Origin of the sequence: Streptomyces sp. JL2001 (genome assembly GCF_050917515.1) — a bacterium.
In the GTDB taxonomy this organism is placed as follows: Bacteria; Actinomycetota; Actinomycetes; order Streptomycetales; family Streptomycetaceae; genus Streptomyces.
On sequence record NZ_CP169421.1, the window covers coordinates 747,266 to 771,275 of the forward strand.

Sequence of the window (24,010 nt, forward strand, 5' to 3'; positions counted from 1 at the left end):
GCTCCGCGACCGGCTCGTCGTGGTCAAGTTCGGCGGGAGCGCCCTGTTCCCTCCAGGTCCGCTCAGGAGACCAGGCCGGGTCCGGACAGCCCTCAGCCGCACGCCCGGCCCGGGTAGTCGTCGCTCTCCGGGGCGCCGGCCCGGCGCATCCGGCGCAGCACCTCGGGCAGTGCCGCGTCGGCGACGGGCGCGGGGATGTTGAGGAGTCTGTCGAAGACCATGGTGTCGTCGCCCGCCGTCCAGATGACCCAGCGGGGCGGCGACGTCGGAGGCTGCCACAGGTGCGCCCACGGCGCGAGGCCGGCGTGCGCGTTCACGGCTTGCCCGCCCCCTCGGCGTCGCGGCCGTCCACGAAGGTGGTGACGACCTCGATGTCGCCGATCCGGCAGGTGTCGACACGACGCGGGTCGTCGCCGAGGACCACGAGATCGGCCCGTTTGCCGGCGGTGAGGCTCCCGGCGCTCCCGTCCCATCGGCAGGCGTACGCGCCGGCGACGGTGTAGGCGCGCAGCGCCTCGTCGACGGTCATGCCCTCGTCCGGGCCGATCAACCGGCCCGAGGTGGAGGTGCGTTCGACCATGAACTGGATCGCGCGCAGCGGGGAGCCGTCCGTGACCGGCCGGTCGGAGCTGCCGACGACCGTGACCCCGTGGTCGAGGAAGCTCCGCCCCCGGTACATCCAGGGGGCCCGCCGCTCCCCCATCACCGTCGCGTAGTCGTCGCCGAAGTAGCGCAGGAAGTTGGGCTGGACGACCGCGCTGACACCGAGCCGCGCGAAGCGTGGCAGCTGGTCGGGCCGGACCAGTCCGGCGTGCTCGATGCGGTGGCGGGCGTCCTCGCGGGGCCTGAGCGTCTGGGCCCGCTCCAGTGCGTCCAGCGCGAGGTCGACGGCGCGGTCGCCGATGGCGTGGACGGCGAGTTGCCAGCCGCCGAGGTGCCCGTCCACGACCAGGTCGGTGAGGCGGTCGGGGTCGTCCTGCAACTGGCCGGTGCCGCCGGTGCCTTCGTAGGGGGAGGTCAGGGCGGCGGTGCGGGCCATCATGCCGCCGTCGGTGTAGATCTTGAGGGCGCCGACGGAGAGCCAGTCGTCGCCGAAGCCGGTCCGCAGGCCGAGGCCGAGGGCGCGCGGGATGCCGTCGCGCGCGTGGGCGCCGGCCGGCCGCAGGGTGTCGGCGCCCGGCATGAGCTGTACCCGCAGCGGCAGCCGGCCCTCGTCGCGGAGCAGTTGGTAGGCCCCCAGCTCGACGGGGCTGTGTCCCAGCAGTCCGCCGCCGATGCCGGCCTCGGCGCAGGCGGTGATCCCCTCGGCGAGGCAGGCCCGGCCGGCGTACTCGATGGCGTCGGCGAGTTCGCGCTGCGCGTACGGCAGGCGCAGGCGCCGGACCGCCCCCATCGCACGCTCCACGAGCAGGCCGTCGTCGTGGGGCACGTGGTCCGGGAGCAGGTCGAGAACGGCCTGGTTGACCACGCAGGCGTGTCCGGACTGGTGCATGAGGAACAGCCGGCGTCCGTGGCCGACCCGGTCCAGTTCGGAGGCGGTCAGATGGCGTCCGAGGGCCCGCTGGTCGTAGCCGCCGACGTGTACCCAGTCGCCCGGGGCGCCGGTCCGTGACGCGGCCTCCGACACGACGGCCAGGACCTCGTCGACGTCGGTGAGACCGGCGATGCTCGGCGAGCTCGCCTTCAGTCCCGTCCACGCCAGGTGGACGTGGCCGTCGATGAAGCCGGGGAGGACGGTGGCGCCTTGGAGGTCGATCACCTCGCGCGCGGGGAGCGAGGTGACGGCATCGTCGAGGCCGGCGATCCTGCCGCGCCAGATGCCCAGGTCGCGGGCGACGGGATGGTCCGGATCCATGGTGTGGAAGGTGGCGTTCGTCAGCCTCGTGCAGAGCATCATGCGGGTGGTCCGTCCTGGGGTGTCGGGGAGAGGGGCCAGGCGGGAGCGAGGGTCGCCGCCGGAGGTGTCCGGCGGCGACACGGTGTCTACGGCCGGGATGTCCGGCCCGTGCCGGCCGTCGCGGGGCCGGTGGTGGCGGAGTCCGCGGCGGAACCGGCCGTGGGCCCGTTCGTGGAGCCGGCCGTGTCCTCCCCCGCCGTCGTCCCGGCCCCGTACCGTCCGGGCGCGGCCGGCACCATGAGCGGGGTGCCGGTCTCGGGGTCGTCGATGATCCGGCAGGGCAGCCCGAACACGTCCTCGACGAGCTCGGCGGTCATCACGCCGCCCGGGGCCCCTTCGGCCGCGACCGTGCCACCGGGGCGCATCACGATGAGGTGGGTGGCGTAGCGGCACGCCTGGTTGAGGTCGTGCAGCACGGCGACGACGGTGTGTCCCTGCCGGGCGTGCAGGTCGGCGCAGAGGTCGAGGACCTCCACCTGGTGGGCGATGTCGAGGAAGGTGGTCGGCTCGTCCAGGAGCAGGATGGGCGTCTCCTGCGCGAGCACCATGGAGAGCCAGACGCGCTGGCGCTGGCCGCCGGAGAGGTCGTCGACGGGCTGGTCGGCGAGTTCCAGGACCCCGGTCCGCCGCATCGCCCCGACGACGGCCGCCTCGTCCTCGGCGGACCACTGCTTCAGCATCCCCTGGTGCGGGTAGCGGCCCCGGGCGACGAGGTCTCCGGCCGTGATCCCGCCCGGTGCGGTGGACGACTGCGGGAGGAGCCCCAGTCGGCGGGCGACCTCGCGCGAGCGGTACGAGGCGATGGCCCGGCCGTCCAGGGTGACCTGCCCGGCCCGCGGCCTGAGCATCCGCGCGAGGGTCTTGAGGAGCGTGGACTTGCCGCAGGCGTTCGGTCCGACGATCACGGTGAAGGAGCGGTCGGGGATGTCGACGCCCAGACCGGTGGCCACGGTCCGCCGGTCGTAGGAGAGCGTGAGGTCCACGGCGCGCAGGCGGGAGCCCGGGCGGTCGCCGTTCGTCGGGTCGGTCGTCGGGTCGGTCGGGGCGGGTGCCTCCGTGGGCGTGGTCGAGGGCGCGGCGGTCGGTGACGACGTAGCGGTCATGCTTGGCTCTTTCGCGACTCGGTGATCAACAGCCAGATGAGGTACAGCCCGCCGAGGGTGCCGGTCGCGGTCCCCACCGGGAGCAGCGCGGGCGCGAAGAGGCGCTGGGCTGCGAGGTCGCTCGTGGCCAGCAGCAGCGCGCCCATGAGCGCGGCGGGTGCGAGTGCGGGACCGGAGGCCCCGGTCAGCCGTCGGGCCAGTTGCGGCGCGGCCAGCGCGACGAACCAGATGGGGCCGGTCACGGCGGTGGCGACGGCGGCGAGGGCGACGCCGACGATCAGCAGGGCCGTCCGGGTCCGGGCCGCGTTCACCCCGAGGGCCATGGCGGTGACGTCGCCCATCTCCAGCATCCCCAGGCGCCGGGAGAGGAGGAAGGCGGCCGGGAGCAGCAGGGCGACGGCGAGGAGGATGGCGTTCGCGTGCTGCCAGCCGCGGTTGCCCAGGCTGCCGATCAGCCATGCCTGGGCCTCCAGGGCCTCCTGCCAGGTCGCCCGGGTGATCAGGTACGAGTTGACGGCCAGGAGCAGGGCGCTGACACCGATTCCGACGACGATGAGGCGGAAGCCCTGGAGCCCGCGGCCCAGCATCAGGAGGTACACGGCGGCGGCGGTCGCCAGGCCGCCGACGAGGGCGCCCAGGGCGATCTGGGTCATGCTGCCGTGCAGCACGATGATGACGACGAGCGCGCCGACGGCCGACCCGTTGGTGAAGCCGATGATGTCGGGGCTGCCGAGGGAGTTGCCGGTCAGGCTCGTCAGGACGGCGCCGCTGACGGCGAGGGCCGCTCCGACGCCGAGGGCGGTCAGCAGGCGGGGCATGCGCAGGGTGTTGACGACGAAGTCGGCGCCCCCGGAGTCCTGTCCGAGCACGGCCCGCAGGACCTCGCCGACGGTGAGCTCGAAGTCGCCGGTGGCGAGGGTCACGAGGGCGACCGCGAGGAGCAGTCCGAGCAGCGCGGCGGACGCGGCCAGGGTGCGTCCGCGGACCCGGACGGACACGGCGCCCGAGCGGCTGCGGATCACGGTGCCGCTGACGACGCGCGGGGCACGGGCGGCGGTGGGCGCGTCCGGGGCCTTCCCGGCGGAGCGGGCCGCCTCCTTCGCGGCGCTCACAGCATGACCAGCTTCCGGCGGCGGCACATCGCGATGAACACCGGGGCGCCGATGAAGGCGGTGACGATGCCGACCTGGACCTCGCCGGGGGCGCCGAGCACCCGGCCCAGGACGTCGGCGCCGATGAGCAGGGCGGGGGCGAGGAGCATCGAGTAGGCCAGTACCCATCGTTGGTCGGTTCCGGCCAGGAAGCGGGCGACGTGCGGGACCACGAGTCCGACGAAGGCGATGGGTCCGGCGGCGGCGGTCGCCGCACCGCACAGCAGCATGACCCCGGCGGCGCCCAGGGCCCTGGTCCTGCCGACGTTCAGTCCCAGGGCGCGGCCCATCTGGTCGCCCAGGGCCAGGGCGTTCAGGGACGGGGCGAGCCCGAGCGCGATCACGAGGCCCGTGAGGACGAACGGGAGGACGACGTACACGACGTCGAGGTACCGGCCCGCGAGGGAGCCCACCGTCCAGAAGCGGAACTGGTCGAAGGCCCTCGGGTGGAGCAGCAGCACCGCCGCGTTGAAGGCGTACAGGACCGCGGTCACCGCCGCTCCGGCGACGACCAGGCGGTCGGGGCTGGCGACCTTGCGTCCCGAGGCGCCTAGGAGGTAGACGGCCACGGAGGTCACGGCGGCGCCGGCGAAGGCGAACCAGACGTAGCCCAGCACCGATCCCACGCCGAGGAAGGCGATGGCCACGACCACGCCGGCGGAGGAGCCGAGGCTGATGCCGAGCAGTCCCGGCTCGGCGAGCGGGTTGCGGGTCAGTGCCTGCATCAGGGCACCGGACAGGCCGAGGGCCGCACCGACGAGCAGACCGAGGAGGGTTCTGGGGACGCGGTACTCGTGGATGATGACGGAGGTCTCCGACCCGTCGGGATCCCACAGCACGCTCCACGTGGAGGCGAAGGGGATGCCCCTGGTGCCCACCCAGACGCTGAGGAGTCCGACGAGGACGAGCGCGGCGAGCACCGCGAGCAGCCCCGTGCTCCGGAGTGCCGTGGTGGTCCGCGTCGGCCGCGGGGCGCGCGGCGGGTCGGTGGTCCGGTCCTCGGGCACCGTCTGGGCTTCGACCGGCAACGCGCACTCCCCCTGACGATGGTTCAGGCGACCGCTGACGACGCCGACAACCGCGGACGGCTGCCGAGAACCGTGGGCGACCGTGGCTCCGGCGCGACGGCACCGTGAGCGCACCGCGACTTAGGTTAGCCTAACCGAACCGCTGACGGCCGGTCAACGCACCTTCCCCGTAAGGGAGATGACCCGAACGAAGGACCGAAAGGCGCCGCCTCGCGACCTCGGCCCGGCTGCGAAATTAGAGTAGCCTTACCTAACCGATTGCCGTCTGTGCGGAGGTCGCATGCCAGCGGGAGGACCGACCGGGGGGCACGTCCTCCGCCGAGCGATCAGGGGCCAGCGCCGTCGTGTCGTCACGGCCTCCCTGCTCGGAATGACCCATCAGGGCTGCGAAGCCCTGGTACCGGTGGTGATCGGCGCGGCGATCGACTCGGCCGTGGCGACCGGCTCCGCCGGGCAACTGACGCGCCTGCTGCTCGTCCTCGCGGCCCTCTTCCTCGTCCTGTCGACCTGCTACCGCACCAGCGCCCGGATCGCGGAGGGAGCGGGCGAACACGCGGCCCACCGCCTCCGGCTGGAGCTCGGGGCGCGCGTCCTCGATCCGCGCGGCGGCGCCGAAGCGGACCGGCTGCCGGGCGCGCTCACCAGCATCGCCACCGACGACGCCCGCCGTGTGGGATCGGTGGCCACCGTCCTCGCGTACGGCGCCGCCGCGGTCGCCGCCCTGACGGTCAGCGCGGTGGCCCTGCTCCGCATCTCCGTCCCGCTCGGACTCCTCGTCCTGCTCGGCATCCCGCCCCTGCTCTGGCTCGGGCACCGCATCAGCGGGCCGCTCGAACGCCGCAGCGAGACCGAGCAGGAACGGGCGGCGCACGCCTCCGGTGTCGCCGCCGACCTGGTCACCGGCCTCCGCGTGCTGAAGGGCATGGGCGCGGAGGCGGCGGCCGTGTCCCGCTACCGGACGACCAGCCAGGACTCGCTCACCGCAGCGCTGCGCGCGGCCCGCAGCCGGGCGGGCCACGAGGGCGCGGTCCTCGCCCTGACCGGGGTCTTCGTCGCGGCCATCGGCATCGCCGGCGCGTACCTCGCGATGGACGGCGCCATCAGCGTGGGCGAACTGGTCGCCGCGGTGGGCCTCGCCCAGTTCCTCCTCGGTCCCTTCCAGCTGCTGACCTACGTCAACGCCGAACTGGCGCAGGGCCGCGCCTCCGCGCGCCGGATCGCCGACGTCCTCGCCGCCCCCGCGGCCGTGGCGGGAGGCACCGCGGCGCCGCAGGACGGCGCGGCCGGGCACGTCCGGCTGCGCGGGGTGCGCCTCGGCGCCCTCCGGGCCGTGGACCTCGACATCCGCCCCGGCAGCCTGACCGGCGTGGTCAGCCGCGATCCGGCCGCCGTCGACGACCTCCTGCGCTGCCTCGGCCGGGAGGCGGACCCGGCCGGCGGACACGTCGAGCTCGACGGCGTGCCGCTGACCGCGCTCGACCCGGACGGCCTGCGACGGACGGTCCTGGTCGCGCCGCACGACGCCGCCCTGTTCGAGAGCAGCCTGCTGGACAACGTACGGGCGGGTTCGACGGCCGGTAGGAGGACCCTCGCCGACGCGCTCGCCGCCTCGGCGACCGACGAGGTGGCCGGGCTGCTGCCCGACGGGACGGACACCGTGCTCGCCGAGCGCGGCAGATCGCTGTCCGGCGGCCAGCGCCAGCGGGTGGCCCTGGCCCGGGCGCTCGCCGCGGACCGTGCCGTACTGGTGCTCCACGACCCGACCACGGCCGTGGACACCGTCACCGAGTCGCGGATCGCCACGCGGCTGCGGGACCTCCGCCGGGGCCGTACCACCGTACTGATCACGACCAGCCCCGCCCTCCTCGCGGTGACCGACCGGGTGGTGGTGCTCGACGAGGGCACCGTGGCCGCCGACGGCAGCCACGCCGAACTCCTCGCCACCGACGGGGCCTACCGGGCGGCGGTGCTCGCATGACGTCCACCGAGGAACAGCGCGCCGTCGCGACGGCGCAGGCGGACCCGAATCCGCCGGAGGAGGCCGGGAGCGCCGCCGCGGCGGCCGGGAACGACCGGCCCCTGCTGCCGACCGCCACCGGCGCGGAGAGCCTGGCGGCGCTCCGCGTGATCCTGCGCGGTCACCGGCTGCTGGCCGCGGCCGCCGTCGGCGTCCTCGTCACCGGCACGGCGATCGGCCTGCTCACCGCTCCCCTGCTCGGTCACGTCGTCGACGTGGTGGTCGAGCGGCGGGGCACCCGGGCCCTGACGGTGCCCCTGGCCCTGCTCGTCGCGGTGGCGCTGGCGCGCGGCGCGGCGGCCGCGCTCGGCGGCACTCTCGTGGCCCGGCTGGGCGAGACCGTACTCGCGGCCGTGCGCGAGCGGTTCGTCGAGCGGGCGCTCCGGCTGCCGCTCGGGCGGGTCGAGGCGGCCGGCTCGGGCGACCTGGTCTCCCGGGTCACCAGCGACGTGTCCGTGATCGCGAAGTCGGTGCGCCAGGCGCTGCCCGAGTTCACCCGCTCCGCCCTCACCATCGTGCTGACGCTCGCCGGACTCGCCGTCCTGGACTGGCGGTTCCTGCCCGCCGTGCTGCTCGCCCTCCCCGTCCAGGTGCTGTCCGTCCGCTGGTACCTGCGCAGGGCCGCGCCCGTGTACGCCGAGCACCGCGTCGCCACCGGCGCGCTCCAGCACCAGCTGCTCGACAGCATCGGCGGGGTGCGGACCGTGCGCGCCTTCCGGCTGAGCGACCCGCACGCCGCCCTCCTGGAACGCCGGTCGGAGGCGGCCCGCGACGTGGCGCTGCGCGGCCTGCACATCGTGACCGGATTCTTCTCCCGGCTGAACCTCGGTGAGTTCATCGGTCTGGCCGCCGTGCTGGTGGCCGGCTTCCTGCTGGTCGACGACGGATCGGTGAGCATCGGCACGGCCACCGCCGCCGCGCTGTACTTCCACAGCCTCTTCAACCCGATCAACGCCGCGCTGTTCCTCATCGACGACGCCCAGTCGGCGGGTGCCGGCTTCGCCCGTCTCGTCGGGGTGACGAACCTTCCGGTCGAGCCGGACTCCGGGACCGGGAGGTCCCCGGCGGACGGTTCGGTCCGGGTGACGGCGCTGTGCCACGCCTACGAGGCCGGCCGGCCGGTGCTGCACGACGTCGACCTGGAGGTCCGCAGCGGCGAGCGGGTGGCCCTGGTGGGCGCCAGCGGCGCGGGGAAGACGACCCTCGCCAAGGTGGTCGCCGGTGTCCACGACGCGGTGTCCGGGTCGATCTCCCTGGGCGGCGTCGACGTACGGGACCTGGGCCCGGAGGGCGTACGGCGCACGGTCACCCTGATCAGCCAGGAGGTCCACGTGTTCGCGGGCCCGCTGGCCGAGGACCTGCGGCTGGCCCGGCCCGGCGCGACGGACGAGGAGCTGCGTGCGGCACTGGCCCGGGTCGGTGCCCTGGACTGGGCGCGGGCCCTGCCCGACGGTCTGGCCACGGTCGTCGGCGAGGGCGGGCACCGGCTGACGGTCACCCAGGCGCAGCACCTGGCGCTGGCCCGCCTGGTCCTCGCCGACCCGCCGGTCGCCATCCTCGACGAGGCCACCGCGGACGCGGGCAGCGCGGGCGCGCGCGTGCTGGAGAGCGCGGCGCTCAGCGCCCTGGAGGGACGCACCGGCCTGGTCGTCGCCCACCGGCTCCCCCAGGCGGCGACGGCCGACCGCGTCGTCGTCCTCGACCGGGGCAGGATCGTCGAGACGGGAACACACGACGAACTCGTCGCGGCGGGCGGCCGGTACGCCGAACTCTGGGCGGCGTGGTCGGCCGGCCGTCAGGAGCCCGCGCAGCGCGTCCCCCCCGCCGTCGGGCGACCCCGGGCAGCCGGCGAGGACGACGCCGTGACGCGCTGACGCCGGGACGGCGGGACGGCGGGACGGCGAGGGGTCGCTCGACGCGGGACGAGACCGGTCGACAGGACACCCTTCGCCCCGCGGCCCGCGGCCCCTCGCCCTCGGGCGCAGCACGTCGCCGCCCCGCGGAAGGTGGATCTCCGTGGGGCGGCGACGTCGTGGGCCGGTCGGGTCAGGTCGCGTCCTGACGGGCGATCAGGCTCGCGGGACGCAGGTCGGTCCAGCTGCTCTCGACATGGGCGAGGCACGCCTCGCGGGTGTCCTCGCCGAACACGGTCCGCCACCCGGCCGGCACCTCGGCGAAGGACGGCCACAGCGAATGCTGGTTCTCGTCGTTGACCAGGACAAGGAAGCGGCCCTGCGGGTCCTCGAACGGGTTGGTGGTCATGCGTGGTCACTCCTCTGGGACGGGACGGGGAACAGTGCGGAGAGCGGCTGCCCGGGGCGGGCGGTGGCGGTGCGCAGGAGCGCCGTCAGTTCGTCGGCCAGCCGCCGCGCCGTGGCGGTGCCGAGCACGTCGGTCGCGTGGGTGAGCGCGCAGTGCACCGGGCCGGCGCCGCGCGGCTCGTGGAAACCGAGGGTCAGTTCCGCGCGCGCCGAGCCGGTCGGTACGACCCGGAGGGAGCCCAGGCCGCCCTCCAGCTCCTCCAGGTCCGCCTGCTCGTGGTGGACCACGGTCACCTGGGGTCCCTCGGGGGGCAGGCCGGTGGCCATGGCGACCTCGTCGTAGGGGACGTCCTGCCGGTCGAGGGCGCTCAGCGTGGTCTCCCGGACCCGGGACAGCAGCTCCGTGAAGGTGGGGTCGCCGGCGGTGTCGGTACGCAGCACGACCGTGTTGAGGAAGCTGCCGACGAGATCGGCGAGCCGGTCGTCGGCGCGCCCGGCGACCATCGTGCCCAGGGGCAGGTCGGTGCCCGCCCCGTGGGCGGTGAGCAGGGTCGCGAAGGCGGCGTGCAGCACCATGAACATGCTGGTGCCGGTGGCCCGGGCGAGCCGGTCCACGGCCTCGTGGAGTTCCTCGTCGAGGACGAAGCCGACCTGGCCCGCGGGGCGGTGCGAGGTGTTCCGGCCGGCCGGCCGGGGACCGTCCGCCGGCAGCGCGAGCCGGCCCGGGGCGCCCGCGAGCCTCCGTCGCCAGTAGGCGAGCTGCCGGCCGCCCAGGCTGTCGGGGTCGGCGGGGTCGCCGAGTACCTCGTGGGCCCAGTGGGCGTAGTCGGGATACGTGACCGGCAGCGGCTCCCATGCGGGTGCCAGGCCCTTCGCGCGGGCCGCGTGGGCCGTGGCGAGGTCGCGCAGCAGCGGCACGACCGACCACTCGTCGACCGCGAGGTAGTGCATGGTCAGCAGGAGGGCCTGGCTGCCGTCCGGGGCGCCGAGCAGCCGTGCCCGCAGGGGCGCCTCCGTCTCCGGGTCGGGTCGCTCCGCGGCGAGTTCGGCCAGCCGGTCGTCCAGTTCCGTGCAGCGTTCGACGGCCGGCGCGGGTGGATCGGCCGGGCGCGGGACCACCTCGCCGTCCCGTTCGGCGTACGCGGTGCGCAGCGGCTCGTGCCGCGCCACCACGTCGGCGAGGGCGGCGGCGACGGCGTCCGGGTCGAGTCCGCCCGGGGAGCGGAGGACCAGCGCATGGTCGTAGCGGCCGTCGCTCCGGTACGACCGCCACTGGGCGCGCTGGCCGGGCGCGATCCGCCGCGGGCCGTCCCGGTCCGTGCGGGGACGCAGTGCGGGGCGGGCGGCGGCGACGGCGCCCTCCAGCTTGCCCGCGATCCCGGCGACGGTGAGCGCGTCGAAGACGTCCCGGAGGGCGAGCTCGACGCCGAACTCGGCGCGGATGCGGCCCAGGAGCCGCATCGCGGCCATGGAATGGCCGCCGAGCGCGAAGAAGTCGTCGTGCACGCCGACGCCGTCCAGCTTGAGGACCTCGCGGAACAGGCCGGCGAGCCGGGCCTGCGTCCCGGTGGCCGGACGGGTGTCGCCGGTCATGGCGGACCAGTCCGGGGCGGGCAGCGCCTTGCGGTCCAGCTTGCCGTTCGGGGTGAGCGGCAGCGGACCGTCCAGCGGGACGACGAGCGCGGGGACCATGCACTCGGGCAGCAGCGCCGCCACGTGGGCGCGCAGCTCCCGCGGGTCCGCCTCGCCCGACTCGGGCACCGCGTAGCCGACGAGCCGGACGATGTCGCCGTCGCGGTCGGGCACCACCGCGGCCTGGGCGACGGACGGGTGCCCGGCCAGCGCCGCCTCGATCTCGCCGAGCTCGATGCGGAAGCCCCGTACCTTGACCTGGGTGTCGACCCGGCCGAGGAAGTCGAGGTTGCCGTCCCTGCGCCAGCGCGCGCGGTCGCCGGTGCGGTACATCCGCGCCCCGGGCGCTCCGAACGGATCGGCGACGAACCGGTCCGAGGTGAGTCCGGGCTTGCCGAGGTAGCCGCGGGCGAGGCCGCGTCCGGCGACGTACAGCTCGCCCACCACCCCGGGTGGGACGGGCCGCAGCCGCTCGTCGAGGACGTAGCAGCGGGTGTTGGGGTCGGGCCGGCCGATGGGCACCCGGCCGGACGGACTGCCGCCGTGTTCACGGGCGGGCCAGAGCGTGGAGTTGACCGTCGCCTCGGTGAGTCCGTAGGCGCAGATCAGGTCGGCCGTGTCGCCGAACCGTTCGAACAGGTCCGGCGGGACGGTCTCGGTGCCGACCAGCACGGTCGACCCCTCGGGCAGGGCGCAGCCGGGGGGCAGCGCCGACACCAGCGACGGCGGCAGGATCATGTGGGTGATGCGCTGCTCGGCGAGGAAGTCGGTGAGCGCCGGTCCGGCGACCCGCGCCTCGTCGGTGACGAGGACGAGCCGGCCGCCGTGGCACAGGGCCATCGCCAGTTCGAAGACGAAGACGTCGAAGCCGATCGACGCGAACTGGAGCACGCGACTGTCGCGTTCCAGGCCCATCCGGTCGACGGCGGTGGCCACCAGGCTGGCGATGCCCTCGTGGGGCACGACGACGCCCTTGGGCCGGCCGGTCGATCCGGAGGTGTAGATCACGTACGCGGCCCGGTCGAGTCCGACCGGCCCGGTCTCCGGTGGCAGGTCGGGCAGCGCGCCGAGGGTCCCGGCCGTCTCCGGGGCGTCGAGCAGGAGCACGGGGACGCCCGCCACGTCCGGGATCTTCCCCGCGACGGGCTCCGTGCCCACCACCAGGACGGCGCCGGAGTCCTCGATCATGTACGCGAGCCGGTCGCCGGGGTGGACGAGGTCGAGCGGCAGGAACGCGGCGCCCAGTCTCGACGTGGCGAGCACGGTGGCCACCATGTCCACCGAGCGGGGCACGGCCACGCCGACCACGCTCTCCTCGCCCGCGCCGTGCGCGGCCAGGAGCCGGGCGATTCGGTTCGCACGGGCGTCGAGCTCCGCGTACGTGACCGAGCGGGCGCGGTCCACGACCGCGACGGCGTCGGGCCGCTCGGCGAGCCGGCGGGCGAAGAGGGCCGGCAGCGGCTCCTCGTCGACCTCGCGCACGGTGCCGTTGAAGTCCTCCAGGACCAGGCGTCGTTCGTCGGCGGCGAGGGTACCGAGCCGCGACAGGGGCAGCTCGGGGGTGGCGACCAGCTCCGCGACCAGGGTCCGCAGCCGGTCGCCCATCCGCTCGGCGGTCTCCGGGTCGAACAGCTCGGTGGCGTACTCCAGGCGGCAGCCGAGCGAGCCGGCGCCGTCCTGTGCCGCGGTCCGTTCCGTGAAGCTGAACACCAGGTCGAACTTGGCCGAGCGGATCCGCACGGGCAGGTACTCCGCGCGCAGGCCGGGCAGCCGGGGCCCGTCGTCGCCGCGGGCGTGATGGCCCACCATCACCTGGAAGAGCGGGTTCCGGGAGAGCGAGCGCGTGGGGTTGAGCTTCTCCACGACGGCTTCGAACGGTACGTCGGCGTGGGAGAACGCGGTGAGGTCGGTCGCGCGGACCCGGGCGAGCAGCTCCCGGAAGGACGGGTCACCGCCGAGGTCGGTGCGCAGGACCAGGGTGTTGACGAAGAAGCCGACCAGGTCGTCCAGCGCCTCGTCGTTCCGGCCCGCGATGGGTGCGCCGAGGGGGATGTCCGTGCCGGCGCCCTCGCGGTGGAGCAGGGCGGCGACCGCGGCGTGGACGACCATGAACATGCTGGTGCCGGTCTCCCGGGCGAGCCGCCTCAGGCCCTCGTGGGTGTCGGCGTCGAACGCGATGTCGAGGGCGGCCCCGGAGAACACCGGGCGGGCGGGCCTCGGCCGGTCGGCCGCGAGCTCCAGCTCCTCCGGGGCGCCGGACAGGGTCTCGTGCCAGTGGTCGAGCTGGCGGGCGGCCAGGCTGTCCTCGTCCGCGGCGTCGCCGAGCAGCCGCCGCTGCCAGAGCGCGTAGTCGGCGTACTGGAGGGGCAGCGGTTCCCATCCGGGTGCGGTCCCTCCGAGACGCGCCGTGTAGGCGGTGGCGAGGTCGCGCAGGAAGGGGCGGTCCGACCACTCGTCGGTGGTGATGTGGTGCAGTACCAGGACGACGACGTGGTCCTCGGGCGCGAGTTCCACGATCACGGCGCGGAGCGGGAGTTCGGCCGCGAGGTCGAACGGCCGGTGGGCGGCCGCGTCGACGACGCCGGGCAGCTCGTCCTCGCCGGCCCGCAGGTGCTCCACCGGGGGGCGGGCCTCGCCGGCGGGGAGGATCCGCTGGTAGGTGCGGCCGTCGGCGGCCGTCGCGAAGACCGTGCGCAGCGCCTCGTGGCGGGCCGTCACGTCGGCGAGCGCCGCGGCCAACGCCGTGCGGTCGAGCGCGCCGCGCAGCCGCATCACGAGGGGGAAGTTGTACGCGGCCGAGGTGCACTCGATCTGCTGGACGACCCACAGCCGCTGCTGGGCGTGGGACAGGGGCAGTTCGCCGGGCCGGTCACCTGCGGTGGGCCTCGGTCGCGCGGCGCCGGCGGCGCGGGCGGCACGCTCGACGAGCTCGGCGACGGTGGGCGCCTCGAAGAGGTCGCGGATCGCCAGATCCGCGTCGAGGGCGGTACGGGCCCGGCTGACCAGGCGGGTGGCCAGCAGCGAGTGGCCGCCCAGCTCGAAGAAGTCGCTGTCGATGCCGACGCCGTCGGCGGGGAGCCCGAGCACCTCGGCGAAGAGGTCGCGGAGGGTCTCCTCGCGGGGGGTGCGAGGAGCCCGGCCGCCCCCGGAGCCGGTGAGGTCGGGTGCGGGGAGGGCCTGGTGGTCCAGCTTGCCGTTGACGGTCAGCGGCAGCGTCCCGACCGTGACGAACGCCGAGGGGACCATGTAGTCCGGCAGGCCGGCCTTCAGGTGGTCGCGCAGCCGCCGCGTGAGCGCGTCCCCGGGCTCGGTGCCCTCCTGCGGCACGACATAGCCGACGAGGCGCCTGGTGCCCGCGTTCTCCGACACGACGACGGCCGCGTGGGCGACGTCCGGGTGTTCCGAGAGCGCGGTGGCGATCTCGGCCGGCTCGACGCGGTAGCCGCGGATCTTGACCTGGTCGTCGGTGCGGCCCAGGAAGTCGAGCAGTCCGTCGGGGCGCCGCCGGACGAGGTCGCCGGTGCGGTACATGCGTTCACCGGGTTCGCCGAACGGGTCGGCCACGAACCGCTCGGCCGTCAGGGCGGGACGGTCGTGGTAGCCGCGCGCCAGACCGGTGCCGGCGATGTACAGCTCGCCGGGGCAGCCGGGGGGCACGGGCCGCAGCATCGCGTCCAGCACGTGGGCGCGGGTGTTGCGGATCGGTACGCCGACGGTGGACGTCGCGCTGTCGGTGGTGGATCCGCCGAGGGTGTTGATCGTGTACTCGGTGGGGCCGTACAGGTTGTACCCGTACACCCCCTCGGTGCGGCGCAGCCTCGTCCACACCGTGTCGGGCACGGCCTCGCCGCCGAGCAGGACCAGTGCGGGCCGGTGCCTTCCCGTGGCCTCGTCGCGGTCGAGGAGGCCCTCCTCGATGAGCAGCTGGGCGTACGTCGGCGTCACGTTGACCACGTCGACGCGGTGGAGGTCGCAGTAGCGGACGAGGGCCTCGGCGTCGCGGCGCAGCTCCTCGTCGCAGACGTGCACCTCGTGGCCCTCGACGAGCCAGAGCAGCTCCTCCCACGACATGTCGAAGGCGAAGGACACGGTGTGCGCGATCCGCAGGCGCCGGCCGCCGGCGGAGGCGATGGCCGGGTCGAAGATCTCCTTCTGGTGGTTGAGCTGCATGTTCGTCAGCCCCCGGTAGGGGGTCACGACGCCCTTGGGGCGGCCCGTCGAGCCGGAGGTGTAGATGACGTACGCGGGGTGCTCCAGACGGTCCGGCACGTCGCGTGCGAACGCGGGGCGTTCCCCGTCGGCGATCTCCTCGTCCGGGAGGCCCGCCAGCTCGGCGGCCACGGTCTCGTCGTCCAGGAGGAGTTCGGGTGCGACGGGGCCCTCGGCGGCGCGCAGCGCGGGGGCGACGGCGGTCGTCGAGACCAGGCACAGGGGTCCGGTGTCGAGCGCCATCAGGCGGAGCCGGTCGGCGGGGTGGTCGAGGTCCAGGGGCAGGTAGGCGGCGCCGGTCCGCAGGACGGCGAAGAGGGCGGCCACCATGTCGATGGACCGCGGCAGGGCGAGCGCGATGACCTTCTCCGGCCCGGCGCCCCGGGCGAGCAGCAGCCGGGCGAGCCGGTTGACGTACGCGTCCAGTTCGGCGTAGGAGAGCTCGCGTCCGCCGAAGACCAGGGCCCTCGCGTCCGGGGTGCGGGCCGCCTGGGCGGCGAGCATGTCGGCGACGGTCTCGTTCGGTACCGGCTCGCGTCCGCCGCCGTGGCCGGCGGCGAGCGCGGCGCGCTCGGCGGGCAGCAGCAGGTCGACGGCGGCGGTCCGGGTCGGGCCGGCCGTCCCGCTCCGGTCGGCGGGGTCGGCGACGGCGAGGCAGTCGGTGAGCCGGTCGAGGACGGTGGTGAAGCGGGCGAGGATCGTGGTCGCCTCTTCGGCGTCGAACAGGTCGGGCCTGGCCGCCAGGGTGACCCGCAGCCGGGCACCGGGTGTGACGATCAGGGTGAGGGGGAAGTGGGTGCCGTCCACGTTGGACACCCCCGTGATGCCGTGGCGCCGCCGGAGCGCCTCGGCCCGGTCCTCGCCGTCGGCGGAGCGGAGGACGAACAGGGTGTCGAACAGTCGGCGGTGACCGGTCTCCTGCTGCAGGGTGCCGAGGCCGACGTGGTCGTAGGGCATGACCGCCGCGCGTTCGGACTGCATCCGGCGCAGCAGGTGGAGCAGCGGCTCGTCCGGGGCGAAGGCGATGCGGGCGGGGACGGTGTTGAGGAACATGCCGATGATGCCGGCCGCGTTCGGCACGTCCGCCGGGCGTCCGGCCACGGCCGTGCCGAAGGCGACGTCGTCGCGGCCCGTCGTCGCGGCGAGTACCAGTCCCCAGGCCGCGTTGAGCACGGTGTTCAGAGTGAGTCCGTGGCGCCGGGCGAGGGTGCGCAGCCGGTCGCCGGCCTCCTCGGCGAGCAGGACCTCGTGGTCCACCGGGATGACCGGTCCGCCGTCGCGTCCGGACGGGGCGACCAGGGTGGGCTCGGCGAACCCGTCGAGGGCGCGGCGCCAGGCGTCGAGGGCGGCCGCGGTGTCCTGGCGGTCCAGCCAGGCCAGGTAGTCGCGGTACGAGCCGGGGGCGGGGAGGCCGTCCGCGTCGCCGGCCCGCTCGTACAGCGTGAAGAGCTCCTCCAGGAACAGCCACGCGGACCAGCCGTCCCAGAGGATGAGGTGCCGGGTCACCACGAGCCGGTCCCGGCCGTCGCCGAGCCGGATCAGCAGGAGGCGGCACAGCGGGGCCGCGGACAGGTCGAAGCGCCGCCTGCGGTCGGCGGCCAGCAGGTCCGCCGTCCTCGCCCGGCGTTCGTCGGCGGGCAGCTGGGACAGGTCCACCTCCGTCAGGGGGATCTCGGCGCCGTCGGTGATGAACTGCACGGGCCGGGGCAGGCCGTCGCTGGTGAATCCGGCGCGCAGGCCGGTGTTGCGTTCCAGGAGCGTCCGGCAGGCGGCGCGCAGCCGGTCCGCGTCGACGCGGTGGTCGAAGTCCAGGGTCTCCTGGGACTGGTAGACGTCGAGGGCGTCGCCCGCGTCGTAGGTGGCGTGGAAGTACATGCCCTCCTGGAGCGGGGACAGCGGCCAGACGTCCGCGACCGGCAGTCCGGCGGCGGCCCGGACGCGGTCGGTCTCCTCCGGGGAGAGCCGCAGCCCTCCGAGCGGCGGGTCGGCCGGGGGCTCCGGGGGCCCGGCGGCGGTCAGCCGGTCGAGGAGCGCGCTGAGCGCGGGGTCGACCGGGGCGCCGGACTGGCGGTGCTGGGCCAGCATCGCCTGGAGGGCGGCGGCGGCCAGGCCCGCGTCGGAGGCGGAGACGGTCACGCCGTCGGGCGGCACGGCCACCTCGGAGGTCGGGGACGGGGTGGGGTCCGCCTCGGCCGCGCCGGCCGCGTGCGCGGCGGCGGCGAGGGCGGCGGCGGCGAGGGCGGCGGGTGTGCGGCACTCGAAGACGTCACGGGGACCGAGGATCAGCCCCCTGGCGCGGGCGCGGGTGGCGACGGCGATCGAGGTGAGGCTGTCGCCGCCCCGTACGAAGAAGTCGTCGTCCACGCCGACGCCGGGTGCTCCGAGGACCTCGGAGAAGATCTCGCACAGGGCGCGCTCGCGGTCGTCGCGGGGCGCGCGCCCGGCGGGCCGGGCTGTGGCGTCCGGCGCGGGGAGGGCGTGGTGGTCCAGCTTCCCGCTGGGTGTCAGGGGCAGTTCGGGGACGACCACGACCGCTCGGGGCACCATCGGGGCGGGCAGCGCGTCCGCCAGCGCCGCCCGCAGCCGCTCGCCGTCCGGGGCGGTGCCCGGCGCGGGGACGGCGTAGCCGACGAGGGCGCCGTCCCGGACGGTCACGGCCGCGCGGGCGACGCCGGGCAGGGCGGCGAGGGCGGCCTCGATCTCGCCCGGCTCGACGCGGTTGCCGCGGATCTTCAGCTGCCGGTCGGTGCGGCCGAGGTACTCGACCGCACCGTCGGCGCGGCGCCGCACCAGGTCCCCGGTGCGGTACATGCGCTCCCCCGGTGCCCCGAACGGGTCGGCGACGAACCGCTCGGAGGTGAGGGCCGGGCGGTCGTGGTAGGCCCGGGCCAGCTGCACGCCGGCGAGGTGGAGCTCGCCGGGCACGCCGTCGGGCACCGGGCGCAGGAACGGGTCGAGGACGTGGAGCCGGGTGTTCCAGACGGGGCGGCCGATGGGGACGGCCTGGTCGCCGGCGCCGTCGTAGGGGAAGGCGGTGACGTCCACGGCCGCCTCGGTGGGGCCGTACAGGTTGTGCAGCGGGACGGGGCCGCGGCCCGGGCGGTCCGTGAGCGCGCACCAGCGCCGGGCGTCGGCGCCGGAGAGCGCCTCGCCGCTGCAGAACGCCCGGCGCAGTCCGGCCGCCCAGTCGGGCAGGTCCGCGTCGGAGACGGCGCGCAGGAAGGCGGCCAGCATCGACGGCACGAAGTGCAGCGTGGTGATGCCCCGGGCGTGGACGAGGCCGGCGAGGTAGTGCGGGTCGCGGTGCCCGTCGGGGCGGGCGAGGACGACCGCCGCCCCTTCCGTGAGCGGCCAGAAGAACTCCCAGACCGACACGTCGAAGCTGGACGGGGTCTTCTGGAGCACCCGGTCGTCGGAGGTGAGTCCGTACGCGCTCTGCATCCAGGCGAGCCGGTTGACGATGGCGCGGTGGGTGACGGTGACGCCCTTGGGCCGGCCGGTGGAGCCCGAGGTGTAGATGAGGTAGGCGGGGTGGTCGGGACGCGCGTGCCGGACGGTGGCGTCGGGAACGGGCTCGTCGGGCGCGTCCCGGTCGACGAGGACGTGCGCGAGACCCGGTACGGCGGGCAGGCGGCCGGCCGCGGCGGCGGTGGTGACCACGGTGCGGGCACCCGAGTCGCCGAGCATGAACGCGACACGGTCCGGCGGGTAGTCGAGATCGACGGGCAGATAGGCGGCGCCCGCCTTCAGGACGGCGAGCAGGGCGACCACCAGCTCGGCCGAACGCGGCACCGCGACGGCGACGTACCGCTCCGGCCCCGCTCCGCCCGCCCGCAGGCGCCGGGCCAGGGCTTCGGCCCGGCGGTCGAGTGCCGCGTAGCTGAGGGTGGTGTCCTCGAAGACGACGGCCGGGGCGTGCGGGGTACGGGCCGCCTGCCGGTCGAAGAGCGAGGCGAGGGTGGCTTCGGGGACCGGGTGCGCGGTGGCGTTCGTCCCGGCGAGGTGCTCGCGCTCCCGCTCGGACAGCAGGCCGGTGCGGGCGACGAGGCGGCCGGGGTCGGAGACGAGGGTGCGCAGCAGGGTCGTGAACCGGCCGGCGAGCACGGCCACGGACTCCCGGTCCAGGCGGGCGCCGTCGTGTTTGAACCGCAGCAGCAGACCGTCGTCGGCCGGCCGGACGACCAGCGCGAGCGGGTAGTGCACCGCGTCGAGGACCTCGCCCGTCCCGATCACGAGCTCGCCGGATCCCCCTGGTGCCGCCGCGGCTTCCCGGCCCGCGGACGGGGCGGCGGTCGGGGCGGCTGCCGGGGCGGCGGCCGGGGCGGCTGTCGGGTGGTTCTCGAACACCACCAGGGTGTCGAAGAGTTCACCGCCGCCGGCGACCCGCTGGATGTCGGCGAGACCGAGGTGCTGGTGGTCGAGGAGGGCCGCGTGTTCGTCCTGGACGCGCCGCAGCAGGTCGGCCAGCGTCTCGGCCGGGCGGAGCGTCACCCGGGCCGGCACGGTGTTGACGAACAGGCCGACCGCCGAGTCCAGGCCCTCGACCTCGGTGGTCCGCCCGGACACCGTGGTGCCGAGGACGACGTCCCGGCTGCCGGTCAACCCCCCGAGCAGCAGCCCCCACAGACCGTGCACGATCGTGCTCAGGGTCAGACCGTGGGTCCTGGCGCAGGCCGTGAGCTCCCGGGTGAGGTCCCGCGGCAGCCGGGTGTCCACGTGCTCGGGCCGGTAGGGCTCGTCCGCGGCCGGGCCCGGTACGAGCCGGGTGGGGCCGGAGAGTCCGGCGAGGGCCGCCCGCCACGCCTCCCGGGCGGCGTCCCGGTCGCGGCCGGCGAGCCAGGAGAGCCAGGGCCGGGGATCCACCGGCGCGGGCAGGGCGGCTCCCCGGTGGACGGCGGCGAGTTCGCGCAGCAGGAGGGCGACCGACCAGCCGTCGGCGACGATGTGGTGGAGGGTGAGCAGCAGACGGTGCCGCCCGCCGTCCCTGACGAGGGTGGCGCGGACCAGGGGCGGCCGGTCCAGGTCGAAGGGCTCGCTCCGGTCGGCGCGCAGCAGCTCGTCGAGGCCGGTCACGGCCGTGTCGGCCACCCGCCACGGCAGGGTGACCCGGGGCGCGAGGCGCTGGACGACCCCGCCATCGGGCAGTTGGCGGAACGAGGCGCGCAGCAGGGGATGCCGGTCGAGCAGCGACTGCAGCGAGCGGCGCAGCCGGTCGGGGTCGACGGGGCCCGTGAGGTCGAGGAGTTCCTGGACGAGGTAGAGGTCCGGCGCCCCGTCGTCGTAGTGGGCGTGGAAGTAGAAGCCCTCCTGGAGCGGGGAAACGGGCAGGGCGTCCTCGTCGAGGGTCGGCCGGTGCTCCGGAGCGGCCGGGGTGCCGGCCCGGGCGGCGATCCGGGCGAGGGCGGCCACGGTCCGGTGCCGGAACACGTCGCGCGGGGTGATGACGAGACCGGCCGCACGGGCCCGGTTCACGAGCTGGATGGCGACGATGCTGTCTCCGCCGAGGGCGAAGAAGCTGTCGTGGACGCCGGCCGTGGGCAGTCCGAGGACCTCGGCGAACAGGGCGGCGAGGGTCGCCTCGGCCGGGGTGCTCGGCGTGCCGGCCCCGCTCGCGGCGGTCCACCGGGGTTCGGGCAGCGCCTTGTCGTCGAGCTTGCCGTTGGGGGTGAGCGGGAGCGGGCCGTCGAGGACGACGACGGCGGAGGGCGCCATGTGGTCCGGCAGCGTGGCGGCCACCCGGGCGCGTGCGGCCGCCACCACCGCCTCGGCGGCCGGGGCGCCACCGGTATCGGCGCCCGCCTCGGCGGCCGGGGCGCTTCCCGGAACGGCGACGGCGTCGGCGGTCGTCACGAGGTAGGCGACGAGCCGCCTGACGCCCCGGTGGTCCTCCCGCACGCGTACGGCGGCCTGGGCGATACCGGGGCAGGCCATGAAGGCGCTCTCGACCTCGCCCGGTTCGATGCGGTGGCCGCGGATCTTGATCTGCCCGTCGGAGCGGCCCAGGAACTCCAGGTTTCCGTCAGCACCCCAGCGCACCCGGTCGCCGGTGCGGTACATACGGGTCCCGGATCCGCCGAACGGGTCGGCGACGAAGCGCTCCGCCGACAGCCCCGGGCGGCCCAGGTAGCCGCGGGCCAGGCCCCGGCCCGCGACGTACAGTTCGCCCTCGGCTCCTACGGGCACCGGGCGGAGCGCCGCGTCGAGGACGTAGGCCCGGGTGTTGGGGTCGGGCCTGCCGATGGGGGCGGGTCCGGGCCGGTCGGGATCGGCCGTCCACAGCGTGGAGTTGACGCTCGCCTCGGTGAGACCGTACGCGACGACGACCCGGACCCGTCCGGCCCAGCGGGCGATCAGCTCGGCGGGCACGGCCTCGGTGCCGACGACCAGGACGGCGCCGTCGGGCAGTTCGCACTCCCGGGGCAGCGCGGAGACGAGCGACGGCGGCAGGATCATGTGCGTGGCCCGGTGCCGCGCGATGTACTCGGTCAGGGCGGGACCCGCGACGCGGCGCTCGGCGGGGACGAGGATGATCCGGCCGCCCACGCACAGGGACATGATCAGGTCCCAGACCGTCACGTCGAACCCCACCGAGGCGAACTGGACGACCCGGCTCGCGGCGGTGACGCCGATGCGGTCGACGGCGGTGGCGACCAGGCTGCCCACGCCGTCGTGCGGGACGACGACGCCCTTGGGGCGGCCGGTGGAGCCGGAGGTGTAGATGACGTAGGCGGCCTGGTCCAGGGCGACCGGCACTCCGGGGGCGCGGGCGTCGAGCGCGGCGACGGCGTCGGAGGTGGCCGGGTCGTCGAGCAGGACCCGTGTGACGCCCGGGGCCGGCGGCAGCGCCTCCGCGAGCTCCCGCACGGTGATCACGGTCCGGGCCCCCGCGTCGGACAGCATGTACGCGATCCGGTCCGCCGGGTGGTCGGCGTCCAGCGGCAGGTAGGCGGCGCCGGCCTTCATCACCGCGAGCAACGCGACGACCAGGTCCGGGGAGCGCGGCAGGGCCACCGCGACGACGTCCTCGGTGCGCACGCCCCGCGTGCCGAGATGGCGCGCGAGCCGGTTGGCGGCGGCGTCGAGTTCCGCGTACGTCAGCTCGTCGTCCTCGTACACGAGCGCCACGGCGTCGGGCGAGCGCAGGGCCCGGGCCTCGAAGGCGGCGGGCCAGGAGAGTTCCGCGACCTCACGGGGTGCCACACCGAACTCGCCGAGCAGGCGCTCGCGTTCGGCGTCCGAGGTGAGGTCGATCCGGCCGACGGGCCGGCCGGGGTGCTCGGTGAGGGCCCGCAGGAGAGCGAGGAACCGGGCCTCGTGGGCGCGGAGGCGCTCCTCGTCGCACACCTCGGCGTCCACGTCGAGGTGCAGCACGAGGCCGCTGCCGCCCGCGGTCCCGGACCCGGTCCCGGTTCGGGCCCCCGCCCCGGTCTCGGCGAAGGTGAAGGCCAGGTCGCCGACCGGGCCCAGCCAGAAGGGGACGAGGTCGGCCCGGAGGTCGGCGAAGCGCAGGTCGGGCCGGGGCAGCACGTTGACGGTGGGGCCGACCAGTTCCTGGACGCCGTCGACGAGCCCGAGGTCCCTGGCCAGGTCCTCGGCGCGGTGGCGTCCGTGCGCGACCGCTCCGTCGACCGCGTCGCGCACCTCGGTCACGAGGTCCGCGCCGGTCGTGCCGGGGCGGACGGTCAGGCGCAGCGGGACGATGTTGGAGACCATGCCGGGTACGTCCGCCGCGGCGCCTCGCCGGGCGGTGACCGGGAGGCCGAGGACGACGTCCTGTTCTCCGGAGGTGCGGTGCAGGTAGGCCGCGACCGCGGCGACGAGGACCCGGGACGGCCGGACGCCCGCCTCCCGGGACACGGCGTCCAGCCGTGCGACGTCCGGTGCGGGGAGTTCGACGGAGCGCCGCAGGCGCCGCGTCGTCAGGGACGGGGCGCGCTCGGCCAGGCGCGGGGGCTCGGACCGGCCTGCCAGGTGCCGCCCCCACCAGGCGCGGTCGGCCTCGTGTTCCGTGGAGGCGCGGTAGGCCGCGTCGTCGGCGACGAGCCGGTCGAGGGCCCAGTCGGGGGGCGCGGGGGCGTCGTCCCGGTAGGTGTAGAGGTCGCCGGCCCGCCGGGTGAGGAGGACGACGCCCATGCCGTCGAGGACGAGGTGGTGGTAGCGCTGGTACCACCGGACACGGTCGTCGGCGAGCAGCAGGAGCGCCTGGCCGAAGTGGGGACCGCGGGCGAGGTCGACGGGCCGTTCGCGGTCCTGGGCGATCCAGTCGGCCGCCTCCCGCTCGGGGTCCGCGGCGCCGCGGAGATCGACGACGGGCACGTCGACGGTGGCCGACCGGGGCGTCTGGAACGGTCCGCCGGGCCCGGAGCCGAAGCCCACGTGCAGGCACGCGGCCTCCTCGACGGCCTGCCGGACGGCGCGGGCCAGTCGGTCGAGGTCGACGGCACCGCGCAGGTCGAGGACGTAGACGATGTTGTAGGCGGTGCTGTCGGGCTCGATCTGCTGGGCACGCCAGATGCCGGACTGCCCGCCGGTCAGGGGTGCTCCGGACGGGGATGCCGGGTCCGACTCGACGTCAAACATCGTTCGAAGTGACCTTTCCCTGGCTGATGCGTCGGTGAGGTGCGGGCTCGGGGCGCGATGACCGGGCGCGGCGTTGCGGAGGGTTCCGCCACGCGTGCGCGGGCGGCCGGGGGCGTGATCGCTGGGACACGG

The 24,010-nt window shown here is 75.4% G+C and carries 9 protein-coding genes; 2 read left to right on the forward strand and 7 right to left on the reverse strand.

Annotation, left to right across the window (positions count from 1 at the left end; translation table 11 throughout):
- Window positions 1-92: 92 nt before the first annotated feature.
- The 5 genes from ACE1OA_RS03380 to ACE1OA_RS03400 form a co-directional block, all read right to left on the reverse strand.
- Complete coding sequence (locus tag ACE1OA_RS03380) at window positions 93-317, reverse strand: hypothetical protein (protein WP_356774394.1); 225 nt, start codon at window positions 315-317, stop codon at window positions 93-95.
- Window positions 314-1,894, reverse strand: a complete 1,581-nt coding sequence (locus ACE1OA_RS03385) for an amidohydrolase (protein WP_432754029.1) — start codon at window positions 1,892-1,894, stop codon at window positions 314-316. The genes ACE1OA_RS03380 and ACE1OA_RS03385 overlap by 4 nt, the downstream gene beginning before the upstream one ends.
- An 89-nt stretch (window positions 1,895-1,983) precedes the next feature.
- Window positions 1,984-3,000 (reverse strand): ABC transporter ATP-binding protein, encoded by a 1,017-nt coding sequence (locus tag ACE1OA_RS03390; protein ID WP_432752232.1) that lies wholly within the window; start codon window positions 2,998-3,000, stop codon window positions 1,984-1,986.
- On the reverse strand, window positions 2,997-4,112 hold the full coding sequence (locus ACE1OA_RS03395; protein WP_432752233.1) for a FecCD family ABC transporter permease: 1,116 nt from the start codon (window positions 4,110-4,112) through the stop codon (window positions 2,997-2,999). Before ACE1OA_RS03395 ends, ACE1OA_RS03390 begins: the two co-directional genes overlap by 4 nt.
- A complete protein-coding gene (locus ACE1OA_RS03400; RefSeq protein ID WP_432752234.1) occupies window positions 4,109-5,179 on the reverse strand; it encodes a FecCD family ABC transporter permease in 1,071 nt (356 codons plus the stop codon). The genes ACE1OA_RS03395 and ACE1OA_RS03400 overlap by 4 nt, the downstream gene beginning before the upstream one ends.
- A gap of 280 nt (window positions 5,180-5,459) precedes the next feature.
- Here ACE1OA_RS03400 and ACE1OA_RS03405 point away from each other — a divergent pair, with 280 nt between their 5' ends.
- Both ACE1OA_RS03405 and ACE1OA_RS03410 read left to right on the forward strand, forming a co-directional pair.
- A complete protein-coding gene (locus ACE1OA_RS03405) occupies window positions 5,460-7,157 on the forward strand; it encodes an ABC transporter ATP-binding protein (RefSeq protein ID WP_384868046.1) in 1,698 nt (565 codons plus the stop codon).
- Window positions 7,154-9,070: an ABC transporter ATP-binding protein gene (locus ACE1OA_RS03410; RefSeq protein ID WP_432752235.1), complete on the forward strand. Its 1,917-nt coding sequence runs from the start codon at window positions 7,154-7,156 to the stop codon at window positions 9,068-9,070. The genes ACE1OA_RS03405 and ACE1OA_RS03410 overlap by 4 nt, the downstream gene beginning before the upstream one ends.
- 172 nt (window positions 9,071-9,242) lie before the next feature.
- On the opposite strand, the gene ACE1OA_RS03415 is transcribed toward ACE1OA_RS03410, so the two are convergent.
- A complete protein-coding gene (locus ACE1OA_RS03415) occupies window positions 9,243-9,458 on the reverse strand; it encodes an MbtH family protein (protein WP_356602030.1) in 216 nt (71 codons plus the stop codon).
- Window positions 9,455-23,878 carry an amino acid adenylation domain-containing protein gene (locus ACE1OA_RS03420; RefSeq protein ID WP_432752236.1) on the reverse strand — a complete coding sequence of 4,808 codons (14,424 nt, stop codon included), beginning with the start codon at window positions 23,876-23,878 and terminating at the stop codon, window positions 9,455-9,457. Before ACE1OA_RS03420 ends, ACE1OA_RS03415 begins: the two co-directional genes overlap by 4 nt.
- Window positions 23,879-24,010 lie beyond the last annotated feature (132 nt).

Excerpts from the sequence above, each read along its gene's own strand:
- ACE1OA_RS03390 (WP_432752232.1), bottom strand. The coding sequence starts at position 3,000 with ATGACCGCTACGTCGTCACCGACCGCCGCGCCCTCGACCACGCCCACG.
- ACE1OA_RS03410 (WP_432752235.1), top strand. The coding sequence starts at position 7,154 with ATGACGTCCACCGAGGAACAGCGCGCCGTCGCGACGGCGCAGGCGGAC.
- ACE1OA_RS03405 (WP_384868046.1), top strand. The coding sequence starts at position 5,460 with ATGCCAGCGGGAGGACCGACCGGGGGGCACGTCCTCCGCCGAGCGATC.
- ACE1OA_RS03420 (WP_432752236.1), bottom strand. The coding sequence starts at position 23,878 with ATGTTTGACGTCGAGTCGGACCCGGCATCCCCGTCCGGAGCACCCCTG.
- ACE1OA_RS03415 (WP_356602030.1), bottom strand. The coding sequence starts at position 9,458 with ATGACCACCAACCCGTTCGAGGACCCGCAGGGCCGCTTCCTTGTCCTG.
- ACE1OA_RS03385 (WP_432754029.1), bottom strand. The coding sequence starts at position 1,894 with ATGCTCTGCACGAGGCTGACGAACGCCACCTTCCACACCATGGATCCG.